The 26,488-nt window shown below is 37.8% G+C and carries 30 protein-coding genes and 1 pseudogene; 11 read left to right on the top strand and 20 right to left on the bottom strand.

Features of this window, described 5'->3' with window-relative positions; genetic code table 11:
• The first annotated feature begins 90 nt into the window (after positions 1-90).
• Positions 91-810: an EcsC family protein gene (locus MKY06_RS03030; protein WP_013055323.1), complete on the top strand. Its 720-nt coding sequence runs from the start codon at positions 91-93 to the stop codon at positions 808-810.
• Between the two features lie 36 nt (positions 811-846).
• On the opposite strand, the gene MKY06_RS03025 is transcribed toward MKY06_RS03030, so the two are convergent.
• Both MKY06_RS03025 and MKY06_RS03020 read right to left on the bottom strand, forming a co-directional pair.
• Entirely contained in the window at positions 847-2,052 is a 1,206-nt protein-coding gene (locus MKY06_RS03025) for an ABC transporter permease (protein ID WP_025601790.1), read from the bottom strand.
• Entirely contained in the window at positions 2,045-2,788 is a 744-nt protein-coding gene (locus MKY06_RS03020; RefSeq protein WP_013055321.1) for an ABC transporter ATP-binding protein, read from the bottom strand. The genes MKY06_RS03025 and MKY06_RS03020 overlap by 8 nt, the downstream gene beginning before the upstream one ends.
• A gap of 690 nt (positions 2,789-3,478) precedes the next feature.
• Between MKY06_RS03020 and MKY06_RS03015 the strand changes: the two genes are divergently transcribed.
• Positions 3,479-3,913 (top strand): HIT family protein, encoded by a 435-nt coding sequence (locus tag MKY06_RS03015; protein WP_064471295.1) that lies wholly within the window; start codon positions 3,479-3,481, stop codon positions 3,911-3,913.
• A gap of 102 nt (positions 3,914-4,015) precedes the next feature.
• Here the strand turns inward: MKY06_RS03015 and MKY06_RS03010 are convergent, their stop codons facing one another.
• The 3 genes from MKY06_RS03010 to MKY06_RS03000 all read right to left on the bottom strand — a co-directional run bounded on the left by MKY06_RS03010 (position 4,016) and on the right by MKY06_RS03000 (position 7,215).
• The gene (locus tag MKY06_RS03010; protein ID WP_172738458.1) at positions 4,016-5,896 is read right to left on the bottom strand and encodes an acyltransferase family protein; all 1,881 of its coding nucleotides are present in this window, start codon (positions 5,894-5,896) and stop codon (positions 4,016-4,018) included.
• Between the two features lie 303 nt (positions 5,897-6,199).
• On the bottom strand, positions 6,200-6,643 hold the full coding sequence (locus tag MKY06_RS03005; RefSeq protein WP_013055318.1) for a GNAT family N-acetyltransferase: 444 nt from the start codon (positions 6,641-6,643) through the stop codon (positions 6,200-6,202).
• A gap of 17 nt (positions 6,644-6,660) precedes the next feature.
• Positions 6,661-7,215: a PadR family transcriptional regulator gene (locus MKY06_RS03000; protein WP_025752934.1), complete on the bottom strand. Its 555-nt coding sequence runs from the start codon at positions 7,213-7,215 to the stop codon at positions 6,661-6,663.
• A gap of 253 nt (positions 7,216-7,468) precedes the next feature.
• Here MKY06_RS03000 and serC point away from each other — a divergent pair, with 253 nt between their 5' ends.
• The 4 genes from serC (at position 7,469) to MKY06_RS02980 (ending at position 10,876) form a co-directional block, all read left to right on the top strand.
• Positions 7,469-8,566 (top strand): 3-phosphoserine/phosphohydroxythreonine transaminase, encoded by a 1,098-nt coding sequence (gene serC, locus MKY06_RS02995; protein WP_013055316.1) that lies wholly within the window; start codon positions 7,469-7,471, stop codon positions 8,564-8,566.
• Between the two features lie 124 nt (positions 8,567-8,690).
• Positions 8,691-9,221, top strand: coding sequence for a tryptophan transporter (locus MKY06_RS02990; RefSeq protein WP_029320787.1), 531 nt, complete (start codon positions 8,691-8,693; stop codon positions 9,219-9,221).
• Positions 9,222-9,770: 549 nt separating this feature from the next.
• On the top strand, positions 9,771-10,166 hold the full coding sequence (locus MKY06_RS02985) for a YtxH domain-containing protein (protein ID WP_013055314.1): 396 nt from the start codon (positions 9,771-9,773) through the stop codon (positions 10,164-10,166).
• A gap of 113 nt (positions 10,167-10,279) precedes the next feature.
• On the top strand, positions 10,280-10,876 hold the full coding sequence (locus tag MKY06_RS02980) for an HTH-type transcriptional regulator Hpr (RefSeq protein ID WP_014461677.1): 597 nt from the start codon (positions 10,280-10,282) through the stop codon (positions 10,874-10,876).
• A gap of 3 nt (positions 10,877-10,879) precedes the next feature.
• Here MKY06_RS02980 and MKY06_RS02975 read toward each other — a convergent pair whose 3' ends face one another.
• Positions 10,880-11,224, bottom strand: a complete 345-nt coding sequence (locus MKY06_RS02975; RefSeq protein ID WP_013055313.1) for a DUF1878 family protein — start codon at positions 11,222-11,224, stop codon at positions 10,880-10,882.
• A 476-nt stretch (positions 11,225-11,700) separates the two neighbouring features.
• On the opposite strand from MKY06_RS02975, the gene MKY06_RS02970 reads away from it, so the two are divergent.
• Positions 11,701-11,880: a hypothetical protein gene (locus MKY06_RS02970; RefSeq protein WP_013055312.1), complete on the top strand. Its 180-nt coding sequence runs from the start codon at positions 11,701-11,703 to the stop codon at positions 11,878-11,880.
• A 35-nt stretch (positions 11,881-11,915) separates the two neighbouring features.
• On the opposite strand, the gene MKY06_RS02965 is transcribed toward MKY06_RS02970, so the two are convergent.
• A complete protein-coding gene (locus MKY06_RS02965) occupies positions 11,916-12,011 on the bottom strand; it encodes a YjcZ family sporulation protein (RefSeq protein WP_016762974.1) in 96 nt (31 codons plus the stop codon).
• Positions 12,012-12,047: 36 nt separating this feature from the next.
• Positions 12,048-12,137: a YjcZ family sporulation protein gene (locus MKY06_RS02960; RefSeq protein ID WP_078081447.1), complete on the bottom strand. Its 90-nt coding sequence runs from the start codon at positions 12,135-12,137 to the stop codon at positions 12,048-12,050.
• 307 nt (positions 12,138-12,444) lie between these two features.
• Here MKY06_RS02960 and MKY06_RS02955 point away from each other — a divergent pair, with 307 nt between their 5' ends.
• On the top strand, positions 12,445-13,368 hold the full coding sequence (locus tag MKY06_RS02955; protein WP_029320783.1) for a peptidylprolyl isomerase: 924 nt from the start codon (positions 12,445-12,447) through the stop codon (positions 13,366-13,368).
• Between the two features lie 42 nt (positions 13,369-13,410).
• On the opposite strand, the gene MKY06_RS02950 is transcribed toward MKY06_RS02955, so the two are convergent.
• The 5 genes and pseudogenes from MKY06_RS02950 to MKY06_RS02930 form a co-directional block, all read right to left on the bottom strand.
• Positions 13,411-13,593: a sporulation YhaL family protein gene (locus MKY06_RS02950; RefSeq protein WP_013055310.1), complete on the bottom strand. Its 183-nt coding sequence runs from the start codon at positions 13,591-13,593 to the stop codon at positions 13,411-13,413.
• A gap of 65 nt (positions 13,594-13,658) precedes the next feature.
• Positions 13,659-14,600: a 3'-5' exoribonuclease YhaM gene (gene yhaM, locus MKY06_RS02945; protein WP_013055309.1), complete on the bottom strand. Its 942-nt coding sequence runs from the start codon at positions 14,598-14,600 to the stop codon at positions 13,659-13,661.
• A 131-nt stretch (positions 14,601-14,731) separates the two neighbouring features.
• A pseudogene (locus MKY06_RS02940) lies at positions 14,732-14,945 on the bottom strand (hypothetical protein).
• A 148-nt stretch (positions 14,946-15,093) separates the two neighbouring features.
• Complete coding sequence (locus MKY06_RS02935; protein ID WP_098322122.1) at positions 15,094-16,347, bottom strand: ABC transporter permease; 1,254 nt, start codon at positions 16,345-16,347, stop codon at positions 15,094-15,096.
• A complete protein-coding gene (locus MKY06_RS02930) occupies positions 16,340-17,239 on the bottom strand; it encodes an ABC transporter ATP-binding protein (protein WP_098277568.1) in 900 nt (299 codons plus the stop codon). The genes MKY06_RS02935 and MKY06_RS02930 overlap by 8 nt, the downstream gene beginning before the upstream one ends.
• Before the next feature lie 141 nt (positions 17,240-17,380).
• Between MKY06_RS02930 and MKY06_RS02925 the strand changes: the two genes are divergently transcribed.
• Positions 17,381-17,566 (top strand): YhzD family protein, encoded by a 186-nt coding sequence (locus MKY06_RS02925; protein ID WP_013055306.1) that lies wholly within the window; start codon positions 17,381-17,383, stop codon positions 17,564-17,566.
• 40 nt (positions 17,567-17,606) lie between these two features.
• On the opposite strand, the gene MKY06_RS02920 is transcribed toward MKY06_RS02925, so the two are convergent.
• The 7 genes from MKY06_RS02920 to MKY06_RS02890 all read right to left on the bottom strand — a co-directional run bounded on the left by MKY06_RS02920 (position 17,607) and on the right by MKY06_RS02890 (position 23,875).
• Positions 17,607-17,879, bottom strand: coding sequence for an HU family DNA-binding protein (locus MKY06_RS02920; RefSeq protein WP_013055305.1), 273 nt, complete (start codon positions 17,877-17,879; stop codon positions 17,607-17,609).
• Between the two features lie 112 nt (positions 17,880-17,991).
• Positions 17,992-18,795: an enoyl-CoA hydratase gene (locus MKY06_RS02915; protein WP_013055304.1), complete on the bottom strand. Its 804-nt coding sequence runs from the start codon at positions 18,793-18,795 to the stop codon at positions 17,992-17,994.
• Between the two features lie 5 nt (positions 18,796-18,800).
• Positions 18,801-20,414, bottom strand: coding sequence for a long-chain fatty acid--CoA ligase (locus MKY06_RS02910; protein WP_097812797.1), 1,614 nt, complete (start codon positions 20,412-20,414; stop codon positions 18,801-18,803).
• A gap of 115 nt (positions 20,415-20,529) precedes the next feature.
• Positions 20,530-22,032: a coproporphyrinogen III oxidase gene (locus MKY06_RS02905; protein ID WP_218812888.1), complete on the bottom strand. Its 1,503-nt coding sequence runs from the start codon at positions 22,030-22,032 to the stop codon at positions 20,530-20,532.
• Between the two features lie 130 nt (positions 22,033-22,162).
• Positions 22,163-22,321: a hypothetical protein gene (locus MKY06_RS02900; protein WP_013055301.1), complete on the bottom strand. Its 159-nt coding sequence runs from the start codon at positions 22,319-22,321 to the stop codon at positions 22,163-22,165.
• 151 nt (positions 22,322-22,472) lie between these two features.
• The gene (locus tag MKY06_RS02895; protein ID WP_029320772.1) at positions 22,473-23,351 is read right to left on the bottom strand and encodes a Cof-type HAD-IIB family hydrolase; all 879 of its coding nucleotides are present in this window, start codon (positions 23,349-23,351) and stop codon (positions 22,473-22,475) included.
• 173 nt (positions 23,352-23,524) lie between these two features.
• Positions 23,525-23,875 carry a YlbF family regulator gene (locus tag MKY06_RS02890; RefSeq protein ID WP_013055299.1) on the bottom strand — a complete coding sequence of 117 codons (351 nt, stop codon included), beginning with the start codon at positions 23,873-23,875 and terminating at the stop codon, positions 23,525-23,527.
• 187 nt (positions 23,876-24,062) lie between these two features.
• On the opposite strand from MKY06_RS02890, the gene MKY06_RS02885 reads away from it, so the two are divergent.
• Positions 24,063-25,409, top strand: coding sequence for a YheC/YheD family endospore coat-associated protein (locus MKY06_RS02885; RefSeq protein ID WP_098288042.1), 1,347 nt, complete (start codon positions 24,063-24,065; stop codon positions 25,407-25,409).
• A complete protein-coding gene (locus MKY06_RS02880) occupies positions 25,406-26,485 on the top strand; it encodes a YheC/YheD family endospore coat-associated protein (protein ID WP_057274987.1) in 1,080 nt (359 codons plus the stop codon). Before MKY06_RS02885 ends, MKY06_RS02880 begins: the two co-directional genes overlap by 4 nt.
• Positions 26,486-26,488 lie beyond the last annotated feature (3 nt).

Here is a 26,488-nt window from a genome sequence, read left to right as displayed (position 1 = left end):
ATAAGCAGACGAGTGCTTGTTGTTTTATTTTAGGAACCTTTTTCTCACTTAAAACGTAGTATTTATATCGACTGAAATGAGGTGATTTTTTTGAATACGTATGAAGAAAAAGTGTTACAAGAAGCTGAACATTGGAAATTCAGCATGTTGAAACGACCTTCTAAATTTCAACGGACCGCAAAATCTTTACAACTTAAAATAAATGAAAAAATCCCTGCTAAAGTCCATAAGATTATGACTGAAAGCATAAAAAAAATGGTGGAAACCACGCTTGTTGGGTCCGATTTCACCACTAAAAAAAGAGATGTCAGCGGTCTTTCGTTTGAAGAAAAAGAGAAAAGAATTTTGGAGCTCATACCTAAGTACAAAAAAACTGCTGCTGTAGAAGGAGCTGGTACTGGTGCAGGCGGTATCCTTTTAGGTGCAGCAGATTTCCCGCTTCTTCTTTCCATAAAAATGAAGTGCTTATTTGACATTGCCGCTACGTATGGTTTTGATGTAAAAGAAAAAGAAGAACGCATTTATATGCTGTATATTTTTCATCTTGCCTTTTGCAGCGACGACCATAGAACGAAGCTGCTCGAAGTAGTAGAAAACTGGGAAGAAAAAAAAGAGGAACTTCTTGAGCTTGATTGGAAAGCTTTTCAACAAGAATACCGCGATTACATTGATGTTGTAAAAATGTTTCAGCTTATGCCGGGAATTGGAGCTGTTATAGGTGCATATGCTAATTATCAGCTTCTTGACCATCTCACAAAAGTAGCAATGAACGTCTATCGCTTCCGTATATTATCTTCGTCTCCAAAGTAGTCTAAAAACGTAAAAAAGCTCCATTCGGAGCTTTTTTTACGTTAATTTTTTATTTACATATGCATTTACAAATAAGTGAATAAATATAACACCTGCTGCCACGGAAAGCAGTGCAGCAACTATATTAGAAAAAGCCACCGCTATGGCGAGCACAAGAATTTGTACATACAGCGCTTTTTTCCATACGGCCAAAAATGCCTTTTTCCGTTCTTTAGCTTCAACCGGATAAAGAGAAAGCCATAAAATCTGTTTGTGCTGCTTCCAAAGCGGGAGTAATTGAAAACCCGTCATGTATACAACAAATAAAACAACCACTATATTGCCGTATTGAAACGGAGCAGCTACAATTAAAAATCCGCCAATGACAGTTAAGCGAACGAGCAAACTTAAATAATCTCCTGATCGCAAAAATGTTCTGGTGTACAAGTAATGGTAAGTGGCACTTTGACGAAATGGAATACGTGCTAATAGCCAATCTAAATATCTACGGCGTTTGATTCGCTCTTTCACCTGAGGAACGTCCGTAAATAAATTAGCTAATCGATAAAAATAGCCCATGCGCTTTTCTTCTAAGTCAATTAGCTTTTCCCATTTGATCGGCTTTCTTTTTGTAAGGGAGCGATAATAAATGGCTAGCGCAATCATAATCACCGCTACGACTCCTGTAAACAATACGTATGCATGGGAAAATAAGAAGTACGTAAAAACTGCGTTCAAGAAAAACCTGACGATATAATCTGTCCACTTCGCCCACTTTTCTTCAAACCATACAGCCCACCAAGACATGCCTAAGTTTACAACTTTCAAGATGAGTAATAGCAGAAAAAACACAAAAACGTTTGAGTAAGAATCATGCATTACCTTTACGTGAAGAGGTGCTGCTGCACCAGTTGCAAATAATAAAATATAAAGCTGAATCGTAAAGGTAAACCAAAAAGATTTTTTAAAATAAGGCTGCAGCTTCGTCTCCAAAGGAAGTAAAAAGACTAAATCAGGTCGTTTTAAAAACGTTTGAATTTGACCCATGGTTAAAATCAATCCCATAAGTATCGCAATCACTACAGCCGAAGGAAACGCAGGTGTTAATGTACTCAACCACTGTTGATAATAGTAGGCCAAACCGCCAATCGCAAAAATTAACACTAATTTAATGTGGTCATTTAAGATATATTTTGTATATCTTCTTACATCCACTAAATACTGCTGAAACCGTTGCTTCCATAATGCATCAATCTTACTCATAGCCTTCTTCCTTTGTTAATTCAATATAAATTTCATCAAGAGTAGCATTGCGCATCTGAAATTCTTCTTGAAGGTCTTTAAGCGTTCCTTGCGCTCTTACTTCTCCGTTATGTAAAATAACAAATTTATCGCAGTAGCGTTCCGCGGTCGCCAAAATGTGTGTGGACATTAAAATGCCTGCACCTTGCTTTTTCATATCCGTCATCAAATCAAGTAAAGACTGAATACCAAGCGGATCTAAACCTAAAAAAGGTTCATCAATAATATAAAGAGACGGCTGAACCAAAAAAGCGCACATTATCATAACCTTCTGCTTCATTCCTTTTGAAAAATGCGCAGGGAACCATTTTAACTTCCGGTCTAAACGAAATTCTTTTAAAAGCGGCTGCAGACGGGCTTCATATGTTTGAGGCTCAAGTCCATAAGCCATAGCTGTCATATCTAAATGTTCTTTTAATGTTAATTCATCGTATAGCACAGGAGTTTCTGGAATAAACGTAAACTGACTTCGATAACCTGTTGGGTCTTGTTGAAAGGTTTTATTATTAATGGATACACTTCCTTTTTTTGCTTCCATTAATCCAATGATATGTTTAATCGTTGTACTTTTGCCGGCCCCGTTTAACCCGATTAACCCGACTAATTCACCTGCATTTACATCAAACGATACATCTTTTAAGACGGGAGTTTTTGTATATCCCCCTGTAATATTGTTAATTTGCAATAAAGAACCCATCACGATCTCCTTTTATTTGTTCTTTTTTGTCTTCAAGCGCAAGCGCTATTTGCTCTATTGTACCAAATCTTTTTCTTCCTCACATTGTTTTCAATTTTTTTCGGTTAATTTTTCCAGAATATAATCGAAATATCAGGACATTCTATATAGGGAAGAAGGAAAACAAGTTATTGATTACAACCAATCATTACAAAGCTTCTTACATTTGGGATGAGGTGTCTACAGCAGGCATATTTCAGAAAACCTTATTGTAAATCGATGTATGTTTGATTCATAAGGGGATGGTAGTCATGAACGTAGTAAGAATATATATAATGGGTAGACAATAATGTTCATTTATTACTGTGTAAATGAGGTGTTTGTCAAAGACCAAGAACGATTTCGTTCACATTGTATATTTTTTAGCTCAATGCTTAAATGAGGTGTTTGTTAAAGAGAATATACTTTTTCAAGTTACTGTTTCATTAGGCAATGCAATTACGTAAATGAGGTGTTCCTTAAAGATCATATGCTGCATTAAAGGCTATTTTTTCCTTCTTCACATGACGGGATGCATAATCGTTTGCATCCCGTTTTTGTGTATAAAATGCCAGTAGCTATTTCTTGCCTGCTGATTGCATTTCTACTTTGTGGTAAAATAAACGTACATGTATACCCATACATTTATATTGGTAACGGAAGGTGAACATAATGAGCACACATGATGAAAACTGTATTTTTTGCAAAATTATTCGCGGTGAAATCCCAGGTGCAAGAGTATTTGAAAATGAACATGTATTAGCTTTTTTAGACATTAGTCAAGTAACAAAAGGTCATACGCTGGTGATTCCAAAAGTACATAAAAAAGACATTCACGAACTAACGCCGGAAATTGCGCGCAATTTGTTTGAAGTGGTTCCTCAAATCGCAAATGCAATTAAAGAAACATACAGCCCAATCGGCTTAAACATCTTAAATAATAATGGTGAAAAAGCTGGTCAATCCGTGTTTCATTATCATATGCACATTATTCCTCGCTATGGGGAAGGGGATGGATTCGGTGCTGTATGGAAAGAGCATACAAGCGAATACACGCCTGAAAAACTTCAAGAAATCGCTGGCAATATTTCTTCTCGCCTTTCTTGAAACAAAAAAAGCTTACACATGTAAGCTTTTTTTGTTTTATCTATTCATTTGACACATGTTTAATCAGTTTGTGATATAAAACATCGTACGGCTTTTCACTTATTATGAACGACTTTCCGCCTTAACTTCTAAATTCATACGTTCTTCAATCAATTTTGTTAATGCTCTTGATCCTTCAGGTACCAAGTGGACACCATCTGATGTAAAGTATTCAGGGTGCTTAGAAGCCTCTGAGTACCAATCTACGAGCGTGACGTGACCAAACTTTTCAGAGGCAGCTTTCAAGTTCTTGTTCACCGTGCTTTCCCACGAACGAGGAACGCGCGTATTCACTAAGTAAACGTCCGCGTGTGAAAAAGCTTTTACCAGTTGTTCAAGTTCTTCATTTGTAAAATAGCCGTTTGTTCCTAACTCAATAATCACTGCGCTGTTCGGATTATTAAATGCTTGATAGCTAGGAGTTAGCTGCAGTGCTTCATTGAGCTGCCTTCCTACTTTTCCGTCAATCGTAATACTAAGCGGCATCTCTTTAAGATTTGGAGCAATATCCAGCATGACCGAGTCTCCAATCGCAAGAACATCTCTGTAAGAATTCGGCTGCTGTTTTTCTTTGGCATCAGATTTTTCTTCCGCGTTCTCTGCTTTTTTATCATCCGCTTTGTTCTTGTCTTTGACAGAAGTTGAAGCATTTTCTTTATGATTCGTTTGAATTTTAACCTCTGTCTCTTTTGCTGTCGTTTCATCCTTTTGCTGCGTACTAATAGCAAAGCTTGTCATATCCGCTGTAAACAGCGCCAAAAAGAAAATGAGACTGCCCAAAACCGCTTGTCTCGAACGAGAGAGATTACGCCATTTAAAAAGCTCTCTCGGATGGTAGTGCCGGAAATAATAGCGAAAGCCGCGTGTGCGGATAGGCACTTCGATGTAACGGTAAGAAAGTTCAGCAATGATAAATGTAAGGCCTACTTGTAACAGCGCATGCCAATAGACCGGGCGGCCAATCTCGGATACAGGTGTTGTAAGAACAATAACCGGATAATGCCACAAATAGATACCGTATGATCTAGTACCAAGCCAGCGAAGCGGTTTAAACGACAGAGCTTTTCCTAAAAAACTACTAGGATGACTAATCGTTGCAACCAGTACAGCAGCGTTTAAACAAATCAGCAGCATTCCACCTTGATAAAGAAAAGATGCATGAATATACTCATCAACGCTCCATACGCAGAGAATAAATATAAAGAAACTCACTATACTTACCGCGTTTAATACTTGCTTGCCTACGGCTGGAAGATTTTTTGATGACAAACGATACATCGGCCAGACAAATGCAAGTAAACAGCCGATTAAAAGGGCAAACAGCCGAGTATCGGTTCCATAATAAATGCGGCTAGGATCTCCTCCTGGCTCATATAAAAAAGACATTAGAATAGCTGAGGCCATTACTCCAGCTAAAATGAATAGAGAAAGAATTCCTCTCTTTTTGATAAATTTTAAACCCAACAATAAAACAAGTGGCCACACAATATAAAACTGCTCTTCAATAGCAAGTGACCATAAGTTCTTTAATGGTGACGGTGACCCAAAACTATCAAAATATGAAACTTTATGAAAAATAAACCACCAGTTACTCATATAAAAAATAGACGATAATGCATCGCCTCGTAGCGTTGTTAACAATGGTCGGTTAAATAAAATAACCCAAGCTGCAGTTAATACTACCATCACATACACAGCCGGAAGAAGTCTTCTCGTTCGGCTGATCCAAAAATGCTTCAAATTTTTCAAAGGATTTTCCCAAGATTGCACCAGTAAAATCGAGGTAATTAAATACCCTGATAATACAAAGAAAACGTCAACTCCTAGAAATCCTCCAGATGCCCATCCAAATCCTAAGTGATATGCAATGACAGACATAACAGCGAAAGCTCGAAGTCCATCCAAACTATATATATACCTATTTTTCTTTTCCTTTGCACTCATAAAAATGCCTCCAAGCAATATGTACAACAAATTTCTTTCCCAATCAATATTAAGAATATTACGTAATTGTTACATTTTTGTTACAAAAATCATTATATACAATATTATTACTTTCTTCAATATATCACTTACTTAAAATCAAAGAATAAGCAAAAAGAAACAAATTCATTATCTATCTTATTCATAAATTACTAATTTAGTAGTAGTCATATCGATTCTATCTGCGCAGTACTAAAGCCTAACATCTTTCTTTCACCTTACCCGTTTCAGAAATAGAAAAACTTCACACAATTGGTGAAGTTTCTAAGGTGTCTTTAGCATATCTACGTGGGGGAGCCCTTCATCTGAATAAATATCGGAAATAGGTCTAAAACCAAACGATTCATAAAATGTTTGAAGTCTGCTTTGAGCTTGAATTTTAATTGTCTTCTCGTGCAACTCATTCTCTAAAAAATCAATTCCTCTTGCTACTAGCTCTCTTCCGAGACCTGTACCGCGCTGTGCTTGTTTCACAATAATGCGCCCCAGAGAAGCCTCCCGATAGCTAATTCCTTTTGGTAAAACTCTAAGGTATGCGATAATTTTCTCATTCTCTTTTTTGAACAAGTGATAAGCAAGTTTGTCTTTTCCATCTACTTCTAAGTAAGCACACTTCTGTTCGACAACAAAAATAGCGGTGCGAACCTGTAGAATTTCATAAAGCTCATCGTTTGTCAGCTCTTGAAATGATTTTATGCACCAAGTCATGATCCGCTCACCTTTTCTTATTGTTCTTTTTCAATTAAATTCAGCGTACGTTCAAGCCAATTGATATAGCTTGTCTCCCGGTCTTGAGCGCGAGAAAGCACCAAATAATGACCAAATTGAGGAGACGAAACGGTAATGTGATGATTAACTTGTTCCAATAGGTCATCCATTCGTTTCTTTAAAAAAGTTAGCTTCACTTTCCTGCTTGAGAGTTGATTATCTATTTGTTGCTTTAACTCTTCTATTGACATAGATGAGGCAAAATAAGCTTTTAACATAAATTCATCTTTAGTTGTTTCAGGAATAGGATCAATTGTAGTGAGCCACTTGCTTAACTCGGCCCTTCCTTCTTCCGTTATCGAATACATCTTTTTTTCTAATTTCTTGCCTTGAATCACGGTTTCATAGCGAATAAATCCCTCTTCTGTTAATCGCTTTAACTCGGGATAAATCTGGCTGTGCTTAGCACTCCAAAAATTACCGACCTCTTCTTTAAAAAGTCTGGTAATGTCATACCCGCTGAGCTCCTTCTGATCTAAGAGCCCTAATATTGCATATTTTAATACTCTCATTCTGTTCCTCCACATTATTTCTTCCATCAGTATAGCATATAAACATTTCATTTACATGTTTGCCAAAACATGTTTGCGTATACTTTTTATTTATCTTTTTTCTATTATTTTCTCTTTACAGATTAATTTAAATTTTTGAAAAGTTACCTCCACAATCAATGGTTTTCATGATAGTATAATGATATTCTTTCTGACATCAGTCATTAGCCATTTTGTATGATGAGTGTTCGAACTAATTTGAGGAGGAATTAATGTGATTACGTTAAACAGAGCTTATAATTTTAATGCAGGTCCGTCTGCGCTTCCCCTACCTGTCTTACAACTTGCTCAAGAGGAGCTAGTTAATTTTAAAAATACGGGTATGTCTGTGATGGAATTATCACATCGCAGCAAAGAGTTTGAAGATGTATTAACACATGCTAAAGAAACACTCACGGAATTGCTTAATATTCCAGATACACATGAAATTTTATTCCTGCAGGGCGGAGCAAGCCTGCAATTCTCTATGATTCCAATGAACTTCTTAGCTCCCGATCAAGTCGGTGCATATGTACTAACTGGATCATGGTCAGAAAAAGCATTAAAAGAAGCAAAGAAACTTGGAAAAACAGCAGTGGTTGCTTCTACTAAAGAAGAGAACTACCGCTCTATTCCAGCTTTAGATGATGTAAAGCTTCCAAAAGAAGAGATTGGGTACTTGCATATCACGTCCAACAATACCATTTTTGGTACACAATGGGCTGACTATCCTTCTATTGAAGGAGTAGACTTAATTGCCGACATGTCAAGCGACATTCTTTGCCGTCAAATTGATGTATCTAAGTTCTCACTCATTTATGCTGGTGCTCAGAAAAACCTCGGACCATCTGGTGTCACGGTTGTCATTTTGAAGAAAGAATTGCTTAAACGTATTCCTGAAGGTTTACCAACAATGCTGAATTATGAGACACACGTAAAGAGCAACTCTCTTTACAACACTCCTCCAACGTTTGGCATTTATATGCTTTCACTTGTTTTAGATTGGATTAAAGAACAAGGTGGCGTTAAAGCAATTGAAGCCCAAAATCATAAAAAAGCTAAGTTACTCTATACAAGCATGGAACGTTCAAATGGTTTCTATACCCCTCACGCTACAGAGGAAAGCCGATCAATTATGAACGTAACGTTTACTTTACCAACCGATGAGTTAACGACTGCGTTTTTACAGCAAGCAAAAGAAAAAGGCTTCGTAGGATTAGCTGGACACCGTTCAATCGGCGGATGCCGCGCTTCTATTTACAATGCTGTACCGCTTGAAGCGTGTGAAGCTCTTGCCGTCTTTATGGATGAATTTGCACAGGCAAACGTATAATTGGCAGAATCAGCTGATTCTTTTTTCACATAAATATGTTATAATCAGTATGTAAATATATGCAATGGGCATAGACGCACTATTGGTATATTTCGAGCTTAGCTTAGAAGAGGAGAGATGAGAAATGAATACAAAAGTTTTAGTTTCTTTAGCGTTATTAGTCGGAATTGGAGCGGTTCTCCACACGGTGGTACCTCCTATTTTATTTGGAATGAAGCCAGATATGATGTTAACAATGATGTTTTTGGCAATCCTGTTGTTTCCTAGCGTAAAAAATGTTGGGTTAGTTGCCCTAACAACAGCAGCTATTTCTGCTTTAACAACAAGCTTTCCTGGCGGACAAATTGCAAACTTAGTTGATAAACCAATTACAGCATTTGTTTTCTTTGCATTATTTATGCTTGTGAAAAAAGCAACAGGCATTAAAACACCAGTTGCCGCTGCTTTAACAGCTGTTGGCACACTCGTATCAGGAACCGTATTCTTGTCAGCTGCCGCGCTAATCGTCGGCTTACCGGGCGGAAACAGCGTCATGGCGCTTGTTGCTGCGGTTGTATTACCTGCAACAGTAGTAAATACAATCGTTATGGTCGTTATTTATCCAATTGTTCAATCCGTTCTAAAACGCACAAGCATCAAAGCAAAATTATCGTAACGTCAAGAGCCTGATTTAATTAAGAATCAGGCTCTTTTTTTACACCAAAAGCTAAGGCCCGCCAAAGCGTGGCGGACCTTTAGATAAAACGGTTCATTTATAGTATGTTGCTGATCTTTTAGAGACAGCCTAAAGTTCGACTCTTAACTTTTTGTTTAAAAAGAAATGGTACAGGATGCTTTTCACTTAAATTTCATTTGCAGCTCATACAATAGGTATGAAGACTTACTATGTAATAAAGGTTTAAGTTCCCCATCCTAGGTTACATAATAAAGTATAAGCGCCAATAAAAAACTCGCAAAAGCCACTGTCGCACATGTAAGAGACTTTTGTTTCAGCACATGTTTAGGTGGATATGATGCCGTTCTAGTCGTAAGGCTAAACCATTTAAAGGCAGCCAGAAAAAAACTCAGGCTAATCATCAAAAGAATGAATAAAGCTACCCCATGTTGATAACCTCCTTCTTTTGTATAAATCTATGCTATTTTTTTATGATTATGTCAGAAGGAAGTGTTAGCAATTACTTTACTATATAGGAGGAAATAAATAATGAGCAGAATGAAAAAACTAGCAGCTGGAGCAGCAATCGGAAGCACCGTAGCCGCTATTACAACGCTTCTTGTTACTCCATATTCAGGACGAGAACTTAAACAGCGTGTCAGCTCTCGAAAAGACCGAGTTAACGCTTCACAACAAGAGCTCTCAACAAAAATAAAAGCTGTTTCTCAACAAGTACAAATGACCGCCAGAGAAGGAAATACTATAGTGAAAAATATCGCAAGTGACCTTTCTACTACCCTTGGTCAGTTTAAAGAAGAAATTGTCCCTCATAAGGAATCCCTTCAGCATCATTTGAAAGAAATCCAAAATTCTTTGTCAAACCTAGAGGAACATGTACAGACAACTAAAAATCCCAATGAAAAAATTGACAAAAAAGAAGGTTAGAACGCCTTCTTTTTTAATTTTTTAAAATTTTGTAAATTTACATCTTTATAATTTTTTATTTTATTGGCATAATAGAAGATAAATAAAAAAAGAGACTAAGTAGGTGGGAGAAGATGAAAAAGACTAGTGATCAAGATTACAGTTTGAAAGAAGCACTTCTATTTAGCCAACGCATTGCCCAATTAAGTAAAGCCCTTTGGAAAACCGTAGAGAAGGATTGGCAGCAATGGATTAAGCCTTATGACCTTAATATTAACGAGCATCATATTTTATGGATTTCATATCATTTAAACGGGGCTTCCATTTCCGAAATTGCCAAGTTTGGAGTTATGCATGTTTCTACTGCATTTAACTTCTCCAAAAAACTAGAAGAACGAGGTTTACTTGAGTTTTCTAAAAAAGAAAGCGACAAGCGAAATACGTACATTCAGCTGACAGATAAAGGCGAGGCCATTTTATTAGATTTAATGGAACATTACGAACCTTCTAATAATTCAGTGTTCAGCGGCGCACTTCCGTTGCGCGACTTGTACGGCAAATTCCCTGAGTTTATGGAACTAATGACCGTCATCCGCAAAATTTACGGTGAAGATTTTATGGATATCTTCGAGCGATCTTTCCATCATATCGAAGAAGAATTCACTGAAGAAGATGGCAAGCTTGTCAAGAAAGATAAAGAGAACCACCAGGAGACTATTTCAAACTCTTAATGGTTAGTCCCTTATCCATTGAATAATTTCAAAAAATTCATTCATCACATCTTGATAAGAAGGTTGATAACGAAGCGATTCGACCGTCTCTCTAGGATTTAATTTATAATTCAGCATGCCAACAAATTGTGTAAGAAGCGGAACAAAGTCTGTTAGACCTTCCGCTTTTTGCTCAATATATTCGTTTTTTGTATCTTCACACAGAATTAAAATTTCCTCTACTTCCTTCTTTGTAAGCTGATTTCTTACCACTAAATCAATAAATGGTTTAGCTTCTTGTTCAGATGTCCCAGATAACAGTTTTATGTAATATTCTAAACGTGATACTCGAGATTCTAAAGTTTCCATCCGCTTCCCCTACTCCTTCAACGTTCATATACCTCTACTCCATATTGTACATGATTCATTCATGTTCTTCCAAATAATTCTTTCTTCGTCATTCACATTTCCTGTTTGAGTAGCACCTTATAAAGATTTTCATATACTGATTATGTACTCACTGCATATATTAATATAAATCCCTCTGTCCTTTTTAACAATCCTTTTGCACAATGGCTAATTGTTACTCATTTCTTATCCATTCACTTTGCTATTTCGTTTAAAACCTATTTCTCAACTTCTTAACTACCCTTTATAAAATAAAAACCGCATTTCTGTGTAAATACCTTTTGAAATTCTTTGCTCAACTGTATATATAACTATCTATTTTACCGCTTTTTTGGTAATGTTAATATAGATATTTGTAAATTCATACAAAGCTGTACTATATAAATGACTATAAGACTTTTTGTCTTCGTCACACTGATTTTGTTAGGGGGATTTTTATGTACATATTCTTTATTGTATTTGCACTATTCATTTTATTCTACATCAATGCACTAACAAATACATTGTGTATTCAAAAAGAAATTCCAGCTGAAAAACAGCCTAAAGTTTTTCGTACGATTAATGTATTAATTACCATTTTATTAGTTTCATCTTATATTGAAGTATCATTTACATAAAAAACGGTGAGATGTCTCACCGCTTTTTTATAGGCTTAGCAAAAACAGCTAGCTCCGATGATAACTAATAAGATGAATAATACGACTAATAGCGCAAATCCACTGCCGTATCCGCATCCGTAAGAACCCATATCTATCGCCCCTTTCCTTTTATATTCATCTGTTTCCTAGTGGTAACATGCACAACCAACAATGACTAATAAGATAAACAGTACAACTAATAGTGCAAAACCGCCTCCATGTCCGCATCCGCTCATTTGAGCACCCCCTTTGTTTACTAATACTGCATCTTATGCATCAGCTCAAAAAACGTCTAGGCTTTTAGCCCAAACCCCATAATTTATTTCTCTTGCTTCTCGTTTGGAGATTACTCTGTGAGTTTGTCCACCATTTTGAAAACGCTTTATAAAAAAGCTATCATAAGCGTATAATCACTCCATGCTTAGTGGAAAATAAATGTAAATTTACGTGGTTTTAACTTCATTTGCTAACATCAGGAAATGTGATATAGTAAATCTTGAGTCAAGCTACATAAGTAAAAATGATGAGTAGGAGTGTTTACGTATGAAAAAAAGCTTAGTTGCACTAACAACGGCAGCCAGTCTCGTTGCTTTATCAGCATGCAGTGGGGGAAATGATGCTTCAAATGCAAACGATGCTTCAAAAGTAATTGTAGAAACAAAAGCAGGCAATATCACTCAAGGTGATTTGTATAAGCAAATGAAAGATACAATCGGACAAGACCAATTTAATACACTCGTACGAAGCGTTACCGAAGAAAAAGTATTGAGTAAAAAATATAAAGTAACGGATAAAGAGCTTGATCAGCAGCTGAACATTCTAAGAGAACAATACGGTGATCAGGTGGATTCAGTTATTAAGCAAAAAGGCGAAAAAGAAGTCAAAGATATGCTAAAAGTTGATATTCTCCGTGAAAAAGCTGCTACAGCAGGCATTAAAGTATCGGACAAAGAAGTGAAAAAAGCTTATGATGAGTATAAAGCTCAAAAACCTCAAATTCGCGCAAGTCATATTTTAGTAAAAGACGAGAAAACAGCAAACGAAGTGGAAGCGAAAATCAAAAAAGGCGAGGACTTTGCTAGTCTGGCAAAAGAATATTCAACGGATCAGCAGTCTGCCGCTAACGGCGGGGATTTAGGCTACTTCGGTGAAGGCCAAATGGTTAAAGAATTTGAAGAAGCGGCTTACAAGCTGAAAAAAGGTGAAGTAAGTAAACCAATCAAAACAGAGTACGGCTACCATATCATTAAACTAGTCGATAAAAAGAAAGTAGAATCGTTTGAGAAAAAGAAACCCGAACTTGAGCAGCAAATCAAACGTTCAAAAGTAGATCAAGCAGAAGCAAACAAGAAGATTCAAAAAGAGCTTGATAAAGCAAAAGTGGAAGTCAAAGATAAAAATGTAAAACCAATTTTCGAAGAAGGTGCGACAGATAGTCAATCTGGCGTAGAAACTCCTCAGCAGTAATGCTAAGAGCCTGTCACTCATGTGACAGGCTCTTTTATATAATCAGATGGAATCGCTGTTGCGTCTTTCTTTTTCCACTTGCATTCTTTCGATGAAGACTTGTCCCTCTTTTTCAATAAACGAATCATCCACTTGCTTATCATGTTGTGCAGCACGAATCGCCATAAATCCACTAAAGAAAATGCCTGCTACAACTAAATAAATCCAAATTGGTAGTGTCACCATATATTGATCCCCCATCACAGTTATTTACAACCACTATATGCGAAGGAAGAAAGACTTATACCTTTTTAATCAATCGTTGGTTTATAAAATGAGCGATTATCAAGTGCAAAAATACGCTCTGTAAACTCACCGGGCTTCACTTTTGTTAATGCTCGGTCCAGCATATTCATTTTAGCGTCTACATTGTCAATCAAATGAAGCATCTCAGCCTCTTTAATTAACGGCTTTTTCGGACTTCCCCACTCTTCCTTACCGTGATGCGATAATACAAGGTGCTGAAGAAGCATAACCTCTTCTCCTTCGATCGCTAATTCTTCTGCCGCTTTTCCAATTTCATTCACCATAATCGAAATATGGCCAAGCAGGTTCCCTTCGACTGTGTATATCGTCGAAACAGGACCTGAAAGTTCAAATACTTTGCCAAGGTCATGAAGAATAACCCCAGCGTACAGCAAGTCGCGGTTTAAGCTTGGATAAAGGGTTGAAAATGACTCAGCCAGCTTCAGCATAGACACCACATGGTAGGCAAGTCCCGATACAAACTCATGGTGATTTTTAGTTGCTGCCGGATATTCTAGAAATTCCGTTTGATATTTTTTAAACAAATGGCGAGTAATGCGCTGGACATTCGAATTTTTCATTTCGAATATACTCTTTGTAATATGTTCGACCATTTCTTCTTGAGATAAAGGCGCCACTTCTAAAAAGTCAGATGTGCGCACTCCGTCCTGCGGCTGTGCAGGACGAATGTTGCGTATTTTCAGCTGGTTGCGCCCGCGGTAATTCATTACTTCACCAGCAGCTCGCACAATCTTTTGAGCAGCATAATTTTCCTCGTCATCTGGGGAAGCATCCCACAGCTTGGCTTCAATATCACCTGTTTTATCCTGCAGGATTACCGTTAAAAATGGCTTTCCATTGCTTGCAATTCCTCTCGTTGAGGATTTAATTAAAAAATAAAGATCAACTTGCTCTCCTACTTCGTATTGAGCAATTCCTTTTGTCATGATCTTTTCCTCCTTACTACTTCATTCTATGTATTTGATAGCAAAGCTCTTATCGCTTCGTCCGCTTATTTACAGCTCTTTACATTTCATTTTACCATCGCTTGGCACCGAATGCACGGGTAGACGCTTTTTCATACAAGATGAGATTGCGACATAACAAAATCAATGCAATCTAAAGACGAACAAATTGGATAAAGGAGCTGAACTGCTTGAGACACCGCTGTTGATTTCCGTGCAAGACTTCGCTTTCCGCGGGAGGGCACTGAGCCTCCTCGTCGCTTCCGCTCCTGCGGGGGTCTCACCTATTCCGCTTTTCCCGCAGGAGTCTTCGTCTTGCTCTCCAATACACAGCTAGAAGCAGCCACATATATGAAAACTATGGTCACCATAGCAATAAAAAAATCCGAACGAGTTGGATTCTCCATCAAGAATCTAGGTTGTTCGTTCGGATCTTCCTTCAACTAAACTACTTTTGTCTCAGCCTCTCACTTCTTTATGTTTCTTTTTTCGTTAGCTGCAGCGCCTTTTTAATATCTTTAAAAGAGGTAGATTGCCCATACATAAGGACTCCTCCCTTATACACACGGGCACCAAATATAGCTAAAGCAGTAATCGTCACAACTAAAATCCCTATCGATACACTCACTTCCCATACAGGAATATTTAACATACCTACACGCAAAAACATAATCATCGGAGCAAAAAACGGGATAAAAGATGTGACCGTAATGATTGTGGTTTCAGGATCACCAAGTCCAAACATAGCAATTAAAAAAGCGGCCACAATCACAAGGGTCATAGGCGTAATCATTTGCTGTACATCTTCAATACGGCTCACAAGAGAACCTAAAAAAGCCGCGAGCGTAGCAAAAAGGAAGTACCCCAATATGAAAAAGACAAATGCATACACGAATGTAGTCAGCGGAACATCATTAAATCCGAGATAAGAAAAGATACCGTTATGATTTGTTTCCACACTGGCTTTTAACGATGTGTAGCCCACGCTCAGTATCACTGCAAGCTGCGTTAAGCTGAGCAGTGCAATTCCAATGATTTTAGCAAACATTTGTGTAATAGGTGATACGCTCGATACAAGGATCTCCATAACGCGGGATGATTTTTCAGTAGCTACTTCCATCGCAATCATGCTCCCATACATGATAACGGCAAAATAAATAACAAACAGCAGCACATACACAAGACCTCTTGCTTGATTTAGCTCTTGTTCTGTTTTGGCATTTTCAACTAACGCTTTCTTTTTAAATGAAACAGGGCTGTAAAGCTGATCAATTTGCTTTTCTTCTAAACCGATTTTTACTGTAGCCATAGCCACTTTTGTTTGCTGTACCGCCTGTTCTAAGGTAGAAGAAAGGTTTGATTCGGCCAAAGAGTTAGCTTTGTACACAGCTTGAGGCAGCTGCTTATCGTTTAAAGATAAAAGTAAATAGCTATCGAGCTCCCCGCTTTCTACCGCTTGTTTTGCCTTAGACTCAGACGTAAATTCTTTTAAATGAATGTCTTTATCCATGACATTTACATTTTGTTTGAACAAAGTATATACGCTTTCCACGTCATAGATGACACCCACATTTGTTCCATTATCGTCTGAATTAAAAACGTCGATAATTTTCTCCATATTTGTAAGAGCAACTAGAATAAGAGCAGTAATAATCGTCGTAATAATAAAAGATTTTGTTTTTAATTTATTAAGATATGTATGAAAGACAATGACCCAAAATTTATTCATAGGAAGCACCTACCTTTTCAATGAAAATATCATTTAATGAAGGCTCTTCCACTGCGAATTTAGATACAAATGAAAAGTGTTTAAGTTCTTGAAAAATGAGTTGTGATACGGATTCATGTTGAATTTGAACAATCATGCCTTCAACCATTTTTTTCACCTTTACAACGCCTTCAAGCTCTGTAATTCTCTCAAACGGACCTTTTCCGTGTACAATGACGTTTTTCTTTCCAAATGAACGTTTGATCTCCGGGAGCCTTCCGTACACTACAGGCGTGCCATGATGCATAATACATAAATATTCACAAAGTTCTTCCACATGTTCCATTCGATGACTTGAAAAAACAATCGTCGTTCCGCGTTTTTTCAAATCAAGCACCGCTTCTTTTAATACCTCTACGTTTACAGGATCTAAGCCGCTAAAAGGTTCGTCTAAAATAAGCAGCTCGGGTCGATGAATAACGGAGGCAATAAATTGAATTTTTTGCTGATTCCCTTTGGATAGCTCTTCTACTTTTTTGGAAGCATATTGAGGAATATTAAATCGAGACAACCAGTGTTCCATTTCTTGCAGCACGTTCGCTTTTTTCATTCCGCGCAACCGTCCAAGATATACAAGCTGATCTTTGACTTTTAATTTCGGATACAGTCCCCTTTCTTCTGGAAGGTAGCCAACTAGATGACTTCTACTGTAAGTTAAAGATTTATCATTCCATTGGATGTGACCTGAGGTTGGTTCAATGAGCCCTAAAATCATTCGAAACGTCGTCGTTTTGCCAGCACCGTTTGCACCTAAAAAACCAAACACTTCACCTTTTGGAATTTGCAAGGATAGCTCGTTTACAGCTGTAAATTCACCGTACCTTTTTGAAACTTCACGGATAGAAAGAGACATTTAATTCCTCCTTTGTAAATAAACCTACGTTTATTGTATGGAAAAAAATGATATCTGTAAACCTTAGCAGGATTTAGAGGAATAGGACGAGAAATATGTTGAATACGCTTACAATTATACTATAAGAGGAGAGTAGATTTTATGAGTACTTACACATTAACCGCTTTTGAAAAGACTGGAGAAAAATTAATAGATGAAAGTTTTGAAGCAGCTTCTGAGACAGAAGCAAAGACTATCGGCACCAAGAAGTTAGAAGAGCTTTCCTATTTAGAAAAAACGCATCGATGCGTTAGCTCTAGCGGAAAACTTGTATTGTTTCATCGTTAATACAAAACGCCGGAAAGTTTTAGCTTTCCGGCGTTTTATATTACTTTACAGCTTCTTTTAGTTCTTTACCAGCTTTAAATGCCGGTACTTTTGATGCTGGAATTTGCATTTCTTCACCCGTTTGAGGGTTACGGCCTGTACGAGCAGCACGCTCGCGTACTTCAAATGTACCGAAGCCGATTAACTGAATTTTTTCACCTTCACCTAGCGTTGATGAAATTGTTTCTAGTAATGCATCAACTGCTTTAGATGCATCTGCTTTTGTTAACTCTGATTTTGTTGCCACTGCGTTTACTAAATCTGTTTTGTTCATTTCCAATCACCTCATTAGTTTCTACATTATCTTGTGTTACCACTGTTTTGCAACTTTTAAACATGCTCTATCAATATGATAGACAAAAATATTGGCTTTTAAACTAGTTCACTTAATTTTCGGAAATATCTTTTTCACTTTGATTAAAAACAGGCGCTCGCTTTTCCAGAAACGCACGTACACCTTCCTTATGATCCGAACTTTGGCTCATAGCAAACTGACTTCTTTTCTCAAGCGCAAGCACTTGCTTTAATTGTGAAACAGATGTCTCCACATAAATTCGCTTTGTTTCCTTCAAAGCACGTGAAGGTTTTTTTAGCCAATATGAGAGATAATCTTCTACATGCTTCGCCAAATCTCCTTCTTTTATTTCATCAATTATGCCAAATTGATGAGCTTCCTCTGCTTTTAATGTCTTTCCTTCCCAAATTAGCTGTTTTGCACGATGAGCACCGATGCGCTTTTCTAGTAAAAAGTGACCGCCTCCGTCTGGAATTAGAGCAATGCCGATAAAGTTCATGGCAATTTTTGTGTGTCTTTCTGCAATAATATAATCAGAAGCAAGCGCGATGCTCAGCCCTAGTCCTGCTGCCGCACCGTGCAGTACACTTATCGTCATTTGAGGGAGGCTGTATAAAGTCAGCACGGCTTCATTAATCAAATCCATTACCTGCTCAAAACGTTCTGATTGTGAAGGTGACATCATCATATTAATATCTCCGCCTGCTGAAAATACTTTTCCGTTTCCTTTTACTATTAAAAAGTCGGCTTCACTTTCTTCGACAACTTTTAAACATTGAATAAACTGCTCTAGCACTTCTTCGTTTAATGCATTTAACGCATCCGGCCTGTTAAACGAAATTGTGGCGATACGCTCTTGCAAAACTAGTTCTACTACTTTTAATTCGACGGTCATCTTACTCACCCTTTCTGATAATGATTGAGGACTTGTTCACGAAGCGTACGTTTTAAGAACTTTCCTACCGTTGTCTTCGGGATCTCATCCATAAATAAAATGTCATCTGGAAGCCACCATTTCGCGAACTGCGGCGCTAAAAATTCCAGCAGCTCTTCTGACGAAACGATGCCTTTGTATGCATCTTTTAACACGACACAAGCAATTGGACGCTCTTGCCACATCTTATGAGGGACTGCTATGACACAGGCTTCGAAAACAGCTTCATGGGCAATAAGCGCGTTTTCTAGATCAACCGATGAAATCCATTCTCCTCCGCTTTTAATTAAATCTTTTGTTCGATCTACGATTTTGATCGTTCCCTCTTCGTCAACCGTCACAATATCTCCGGTATACAGCCAGCCGTCTTTAAACGTATCTTCTGTTCTTTTATCCTTGTAATATTCAGAAGCTACCCATGGGCCCTTTAGTAATAGCTCACCCATTTCCACTCCATCCCAAGCAATTTCTCCATTTTGACCTATTACTTTCATTTCAACGCCAGGAACTAAGAAACCTTGCTTCGCTTTTACGTTGAGCTGATACTCAAAGTCTTCGCTGTACTGATAGCTTTTTAAACGGGAGACGGTCACCACAGGGCTTGTTTCCGTCATTCCGTATGCATGCATAAATTCAATTTGATATTTTTCCTGAAATTCTCGAATGACGCTTTTTGGGGCCGCTGATCCGCCACATAAAATAGCTCGCAAACTATCGACTGCGTAAGACCTTTTTTCTATCTCTTGTAAAAAGTTTAACCAAACGGTAGGTACTGCTGCAGCCAGAGTTACTTTCTCTTGTTCAATCAGAGAAGCAATCGTCTCTGAAGTACAAAAAGCACCCGGCAGCACGAGCTTTGTTCCAAACCAAACGGCAGCAAAAGGAATTCCCCATGCGTTCACGTGAAACATTGGAACGATAGGCATAGCGGTATCTGCTTCTGATAATCCAGCACTATCAGCAAGCCCTAGCGCCATACAGTGCAGATAAATAGCTCGATGAGAATATACAACGCCCTTTGGCTCTCCTGTAGTAGCAGAGGTATAACAAAGGCCTGCTGGTTCTTCTTCGTTTAAATCTTGAACAAAGGAATGCGATGCATGCCCTTGCTGAATCCAATTTTCGTAATGATAAACTGGCAAGTCTGTTTCTGGCAGCTTATCTTCATCTGACATAATGATATAGGCTTCAACATGTGGAAGCTTTTGATGAATGCTTTCGAATAAAGGTAAAAAGCATTCATCAAGTAAAATGACTTTATCGCGTGCATGGTTAATGATGTATACAATTTGCTCAGAATCTAACCGGATATTAATTGTGTGAAGAACAGCGCCTATTCCCGGCACAGCAAAATAAGCTTCTAGATGTTTATGATGATTCCATGCAAACGTTCCGACTCTTTCTCCTCGCTTCACTCCAATTCGTTCTAGCATACTAGAGAGCTGCCGAGTCCGTTTTATTAACTGATTATAAGTTAAACGCTGAATTCCTTTTGAAGATTTAGAAACCACTTCTTTTTTACCAAACAGCTTTTCAGCTCTTTCCATCATAGATGGTACGGTTAACTGTACATTCATCATTAAGCGGCACCTCGCATCGCCATAATAAGAAAACGCTTACAACTTTTTTATATATTCAACAGATTCCGACATTTCCCTGCTGAAAATAAAAAAAGATCACTAAAAAGTGACCTTTTTATTTCCTAAACAATTCATCTAAAATCTTGAGTTTCTCTTGGGTGTAGTGCTCGAATCCATCGTTGTACGATTTTGGGTCTTTTGGATTCGCAAACCTTGTAATAATGCCTGTTTCTGGATGCACGAACTTACTGGATGCCCCGCATCCCAGACCAATAATCGTCTGCTTTTCTTCCATGATCATAATATTGTACAGGCTCTCTTGACCAGGGAATGAATATCCAACGTTCTCTAAATTACCTAAAATATTTTTTTGGCGATATAAATAATAAGGTTCATACCCTTGTTCTTGAGTCCACTCAGTCGCTAAATCCATCATTTTACCAATTTCATAGCGATCTGCCACTTTGTATTTCCGTTTATTTTGAGTCATTTCAGACGCGCGTTTAAACGATAGCGTATGAACAGTTAAAGATTCAGGAAGCAATTTTTTAGATTCGTCTAGCGTATGCTGAAATTCTTCTACACCTTCATTTGGAAGACCAATAATTAAATCCATGTTAATGTTATTCATCCCCATTTTTCGAGAAAGATGAAATTTATCAATAGTTTCTTCAACCGTATGATGACGTCCAATAGCTTTTAAGGTTTCTTGAATATAAGACTGCGGATTTACACTAATCCGGTCAATATTCCATTTGTTCAAAACAGCTAGCTTTTCTTCCGTAATCGTATCGGGTCTTCCTGCTTCTACCGTAATTTCACGGATATTTTGTACATCCGGGAACGATTCATACATCTCTTCATACAGCATATCCATTTCTTCAGCGGTAATGCTCGTTGGTGTGCCTCCGCCATAATAGACGGTTGTAATGTTGACGTTATTGTCTTTTAGCCATTTTCCTACTTCACGCATCTCATAATGCAAGCCGCCTAAAAATGACGTAACGGATCCTTGACGTCCGTTAATCGCATAGGCTGGGAATGTACAGTATGCACACTTCGTCGGACAAAACGGAATGCCTATATAAATGCTTACCTCGTTCTTTAACTCATGTAAATCGGGAATAGCTGCTAGTTGACGATCCACAATATGCTGCATTAAATTAATTTTGTCATCGGTGATTAAATATTCTTCCTTTAGCTCACGATGCGCTTGTTCTTTACTTTTGCCTGACTGCAGTTTCATATGAAGCAGCTTCGTCGGACGTATACCAGTTAAAATACCCCATTTTTGAACAATGCTTGTATACTCCTGTAGTACAGATAAGTAGACGCGAAGCACCACATTTTTTATTTGCTTAAATTTTTCTTTTTCTGTTTCATACGGCGTAAACGATTTAGCAAGCTCTTCTGTAAACACCTTGTCCGTTTCAGCGTCATGCAGCACTGCTTTCGCATAAATTTCTTCATGAACTTTTAGCTCTACTTCGACCTTCAGCTGAGCTTCGTTATCATCCTCAAAGGAGACGTTGCTTTCTTCAAAAAACAAATCTGAAATTCGGTGAAGCGGACGTAAAAAACGCTCACCTTCTATACCTTTTATATAAATGTTCAATATAATCACCTTTCAAATCAATTCTATCTAAGTAATCAGTTTACAAAACCTACGTATGTCCGGTCAAGGTGCTCAGCTCAAGGGAATGCGCAGACAGGAAACAAACGGAAAAAGAGATTGAGCCATAACTACATTAATTCAATCTAAAGACGAACAAATGAGACACATGAGCTGAACCGCTTGTTACACTTTGTTGATTTCCGTGCAAGGTTTTGCTTTCCGCGAGCGGCCGATGAGCCTTCTCGTCGCTTGCGCTTTTCCCGCAGAAGCCTTCGCCTTGCCCTCCAATCAACAGCTAGAAGCACCTACATATATGAAACCTACGTTCACCCTACCAATAAAAAAACCCGAACGAATTGGATTCTCTATCAAGAATCTCGATTCATCGTTCGGATCTTCCTACGGCTAAACTGTTTTTGTTCTAGCCTCTTTTTTTCCTTTATTTATTTTAAACGAAAGCTGTCAATTTGATGAAGATAACCAAGGCGCTGCTGCTTTCTAAATAATTCTTTCACCATATAGGCTACACCATTTTCATTATTAGAACGAGTAACCCAATCCGCAAGCATTTTTAATTCTGTTGGTGAATTGCCCATGGCCACACCCATTCCTGCATGTTCAATCGTTTCTAAATCATCATAGCAATTTCCAATTGCTACTACGTCTTCCATTGGTATCCCTAGACGATTTGCTACATAACGAACGCCGGCAGCTTTTGTGGCTCCTTTTGGCGTAATATAACATCTATTTTCATTTGGATACGAAAACCATTCAATATCCGGAACTGCACTAGCAATTGTTTGCTCGGCGTATTCTTTTTCTCTACGATCTGCAAAATACACTTCTATTTTTGGCGTAGAAACAGGTTCATCACGAAGCGTATCTCCTAATGAATCTACGAACTGCACGGGATAAAAGAGCGGTTCTCCCGTTTTTAACACGCTTTTAGCTACAATATTATTGGGAAGCTTTACACGATTTCCAATTGAAAACCTTTCATGTAAAATGCGGACATGACAATTAAAATTTTCAAAAAGTTGAATGAGATTAAATGTTTTTTCCTCGCTAATTCTCTTATCTAGTACCGGTTTGTCTATCGATGTTCCGATAAAGGCACCGCTATGAGTAATTAGCATTGCTGGATGAACTTTAAGTGACCGAGCAATTTTTTTAGCAGACGGAAAATGCCTGTTTGTTACTAACGTAACGTAAACCCCTTTATTTTTCACGAATTGAATTGCGTCTTTCGTTTCTTTTGTAACGCGCCCTTGGCTATTTAAAATGGTTCCATCAATATTCAACGCTAGCAATCGATAAGCCATATGAGAACCCCTTCTTTCATAGATGTCTAATCCGTTAGGATACGGTTATAAATGACCTTTTCATGATAGTCGGCATGTGTAGCCTTGTTACTAAGCTTATGAGCAGAACTGCACAATTAGAAGGAATTTCCGCATAAAAAAAAGAGGAAAAGATTTCTCTTTTCCTCTATCTCTTATTCAGCCGCACCGTAAAGTTCTTCAAGTGGCTTCATGATAATTTTGTTTAATTCACCAATTACCATGCTCATACGTTGCTCAGCTTCCATTAGCTTCGCGATATTTTGATCTTGTTGAACGATTGCAACTGTTTGTTGAGCTTGCTGAACTTCTTCTTCAGTGATTTCTTGGCCCATCATTTGCTTTTGTTGCAGCTCCATTTGCATTGTACGGAAACGCTCAAATAATTGTTTTGAACCTTGATCAGCGTTTACTGCTGCATATAAGTTTTTTAAGTTTGTGTAATCGTCGCTTTGACGAATTGCTTTTTCTAAATCATTTGCTACATCATGTAAGTTTACAGACACGTTAAGTTCCTCCTAATTAAGTTCTATAATTTCTTGACTTCCCTAACTATAACAAATTATTATATAAAATTCAGCTTAAGACCTTTATTTTCTCAGAAAACGATAAATTCTCTTCACAGATTGGGCTAATTCCTCATAGTATATATCAGCATTCGCCTACTAAAGGAAAGAAAAAGAGGATTCGTTTATGAATACTTTTACCATTTCTCTAAAACCACTAGAGAACCATATGAGCAGCGACATTTACATTAGTTCTGCTCTGTTCTCCCGTGTGAAGTGCAAGCACGAGTTTACGTTAACAGTAGGCTCCATCACGAAAAAAGTCGAAGCCACCGTTTTTCAGCATCGAGAATGCTGTTTCATGATGTCAGAAGCTCTATTTACAGACTTTCGCTTTCCGTATGAAACGCATCAGCTGAGAGGCATTTATGAAGAGAACACGTTTAGGTTGGGACCCGTAATTAGCATCGTAACAGAAGTTCGAGAAGATGAAGAACACTTTGGCTCCATTTCTGTATTTTGTAAGGAATTTGTTCAAGCTTGCAAGGAGTTAGGGTGTTTTTGCTATGTGAGCAAATTAAGCGACGTGAAGTCATTATCCCCTAAAGGATATGTTTATCGCGCTGATCGATGGGTTTATTCAGACGTTCCCTTTCCTGGAATCGTACACAACCGGATTCATGCCAGGAAAACGGAGCAAACCGCTGATTTTCAAACCTTTAAAACATTTTTAAAAGAACATGACGTTCCTTTCTTTAACGCACGCTACTTAAATAAATGGACGGTTTTTCAACAGCTTAAAGATGTCGTACACTTGCTTCCTTATTTGCCGAAAACGTATCAGCTTCGTTCACGTCAAGATTTTCTTGACGCTTTGGAACTTCATGATGATGTTTTTTTGAAGCCTGTTCATGGTAGCCAAGGAAAAAATATTTTTAAAATTTCAAAGAAAGAGAAGTATACTTTAGACTATACAACGTTTACGCAGACGTATGAAAAAGAATATGAATCTCTTTATGACTTATTTGAAACGCTTTATAGTCAATTAAAAAGGCAAGGATTCCTCATCCAAGAAGGAATTTCACTGCAGACATACAAACAGTGCCCTTTTGATTTCCGCATTCTCTGTCATAAAAAAGACGACTTGACGTGGAAAATCACGTCCATTGTCACACGTGTATCAAAACCCGGCAATTTCGTCTCAAATCTTGCCCGTGGAGGAGATATTCATCCTCCTCATCAAGTGTTAACTCAGCTCTATGATTCAAAAACTACGCGCCATATCCTTTCACTTTTAAAAGAGATTGCCATTGAAATTTGCACACAGCTTTCTCATCCGTGTGAACTTTATGCGGAATTCGGTATTGATTTAGCGATTGATCAAGAAGGAAAGCCTTGGATTATTGAAGTAAATGTCAAACCTTCCAAACAATCCGACTCAAGCGCTTTCTCCGTCCGTCCATCAACAAAAGCACTGCTTGATTATTGTCTGCATGCAACGAATTTTCAATTTCCCAAGGAGGATTTACGATGATTTCATTAGGCTTTTTAACGATTCACCCACAGCAAGAAGTGGAGTACGTGACCGAAATTGCTAAACATGCTTCTGAGTTTTCGATTGAAATATACCGTTTTACTCCTTTTAACATTCATCCTAACACCGAAAATATTGAAGGCTTCCGCTACGATTTACAACAAAAGAAATGGATAGAAGATTCCTTCTTACTTCCTTCGTTTATTTACGATCGCTGCTTTTATCGAAAAGACTCTCTGTCTAAAAAGGCTCGCCCTATTGTAAACTGGCTTAAACAGCGGGAAGATGTTACATTTTTAGGCCATGGATTACCCAATAAGCTAGATGTCTATGAAGTAATTAAAAAAGATAGCTATTTATCTTCATATATTCCTCCTACCACTCCAATCGAAAGTGTAGAGCAACTTGTTCAGCTGCTTCGAACAAACGATAGCCTAATGATTAAACCTGCCAACGGCTCACAAGGTAAAGGGATTGTGAAATTAAGACAGCGCGGACGTGAAATTGAAGCTTCTTATCAACAAAATGACATTGTAAACACCATTCTATTTTCCTCTTTTCAGGAGTTTAAGAACTGGTTTACGAAAACGACCCGTGATGTACTGTATATTGCTCAGCCCCATATTTCATTTTTCCCTTATGAACGCACTCCTTTTGATATAAGACTGCTATTACAAAAAGGAAACGATGGTGCTTGGAAAGAAATTGGAAGAGGAATTAGACAAGGTGAACGGGACTCCATCGTAACAAATGTAAGTTCAGGAGCATCTATTGTACCCTTTGAGAACTTGCTGCCTCGCATCCCTCGCGTTCATCGTCAATATGTAATGGATGAAATCAACACCATTTGTAAAACGATTCCGTCCGTACTGGAAAATCACTTTCCTTCTCTTTTTGAATTAGGTATTGATTTATGTATCTCGAGAGACTTCAGCATCTGGATTCTAGATTTAAATTCGAAACCGGGAAGAAAAATAGTAATGGAGACAGCACCTGAACAAAAAGAAGTCATGTATAAAAATGTCCTGTCTTACTGCGTCTATTTAGCTAACACACTATCGTATCGTAAGGAGTAATGC

Origin of the sequence: Priestia sp. FSL P4-0332, from assembly GCF_038005845.1 — a bacterium.
GTDB lineage: Bacteria > Bacillota > Bacilli > Bacillales > Bacillaceae_H > Priestia.
The sequence above is the reverse complement of the archived record's forward strand: the minus strand, read 5'-3'. Positions and strand labels throughout refer to the sequence as shown.

Bases quoted from the DNA above. Each gene is read 5' to 3' on its own strand.
- MKY06_RS02975 (WP_013055313.1), bottom strand. From the start codon at position 11,224: ATGGAAACTTTAGAATCTCGAGTATCACGTTTAGAATATTACATAAAA.
- MKY06_RS03005 (WP_013055318.1), bottom strand. From the start codon at position 6,643: ATGACTTGGTGCATAAAATCATTTCAAGAGCTGACAAACGATGAGCTT.
- MKY06_RS02885 (WP_098288042.1), top strand. From the start codon at position 24,063: ATGAATACTTTTACCATTTCTCTAAAACCACTAGAGAACCATATGAGC.
- yhaM (WP_013055309.1), bottom strand. From the start codon at position 14,600: ATGACAAAAGGAATTGCTCAATACGAAGTAGGAGAGCAAGTTGATCTT.
- MKY06_RS02880 (WP_057274987.1), top strand. From the start codon at position 25,406: ATGATTTCATTAGGCTTTTTAACGATTCACCCACAGCAAGAAGTGGAG.
- MKY06_RS02910 (WP_097812797.1), bottom strand. From the start codon at position 20,414: ATGATGAATGTACAGTTAACCGTACCATCTATGATGGAAAGAGCTGAA.
- MKY06_RS02930 (WP_098277568.1), bottom strand. From the start codon at position 17,239: ATGTCTCTTTCTATCCGTGAAGTTTCAAAAAGGTACGGTGAATTTACA.
- MKY06_RS02895 (WP_029320772.1), bottom strand. From the start codon at position 23,351: ATGGCTTATCGATTGCTAGCGTTGAATATTGATGGAACCATTTTAAAT.
- MKY06_RS02990 (WP_029320787.1), top strand. From the start codon at position 8,691: ATGAATACAAAAGTTTTAGTTTCTTTAGCGTTATTAGTCGGAATTGGA.
- MKY06_RS02965 (WP_016762974.1), bottom strand. From the start codon at position 12,011: ATGGGTTCTTACGGATGCGGATACGGCAGTGGATTTGCGCTATTAGTC.
- MKY06_RS03025 (WP_025601790.1), bottom strand. From the start codon at position 2,052: ATGAGTAAGATTGATGCATTATGGAAGCAACGGTTTCAGCAGTATTTA.
- MKY06_RS02915 (WP_013055304.1), bottom strand. From the start codon at position 18,795: ATGACCGTCGAATTAAAAGTAGTAGAACTAGTTTTGCAAGAGCGTATC.
- MKY06_RS02920 (WP_013055305.1), bottom strand. From the start codon at position 17,879: ATGAACAAAACAGATTTAGTAAACGCAGTGGCAACAAAATCAGAGTTA.
- MKY06_RS02950 (WP_013055310.1), bottom strand. From the start codon at position 13,593: ATGGTGACACTACCAATTTGGATTTATTTAGTTGTAGCAGGCATTTTC.
- MKY06_RS03000 (WP_025752934.1), bottom strand. From the start codon at position 7,215: ATGAGAGTATTAAAATATGCAATATTAGGGCTCTTAGATCAGAAGGAG.
- MKY06_RS02985 (WP_013055314.1), top strand. From the start codon at position 9,771: ATGAGCAGAATGAAAAAACTAGCAGCTGGAGCAGCAATCGGAAGCACC.
- MKY06_RS03020 (WP_013055321.1), bottom strand. From the start codon at position 2,788: ATGGGTTCTTTATTGCAAATTAACAATATTACAGGGGGATATACAAAA.
- MKY06_RS02960 (WP_078081447.1), bottom strand. From the start codon at position 12,137: ATGAGCGGATGCGGACATGGAGGCGGTTTTGCACTATTAGTTGTACTG.
- MKY06_RS02980 (WP_014461677.1), top strand. From the start codon at position 10,280: ATGAAAAAGACTAGTGATCAAGATTACAGTTTGAAAGAAGCACTTCTA.
- MKY06_RS03015 (WP_064471295.1), top strand. From the start codon at position 3,479: ATGAGCACACATGATGAAAACTGTATTTTTTGCAAAATTATTCGCGGT.
- MKY06_RS02935 (WP_098322122.1), bottom strand. From the start codon at position 16,347: ATGAATAAATTTTGGGTCATTGTCTTTCATACATATCTTAATAAATTA.
- MKY06_RS02925 (WP_013055306.1), top strand. From the start codon at position 17,381: ATGAGTACTTACACATTAACCGCTTTTGAAAAGACTGGAGAAAAATTA.
- MKY06_RS02970 (WP_013055312.1), top strand. From the start codon at position 11,701: ATGTACATATTCTTTATTGTATTTGCACTATTCATTTTATTCTACATC.
- MKY06_RS02955 (WP_029320783.1), top strand. From the start codon at position 12,445: ATGAAAAAAAGCTTAGTTGCACTAACAACGGCAGCCAGTCTCGTTGCT.
- MKY06_RS03010 (WP_172738458.1), bottom strand. From the start codon at position 5,896: ATGAGTGCAAAGGAAAAGAAAAATAGGTATATATATAGTTTGGATGGA.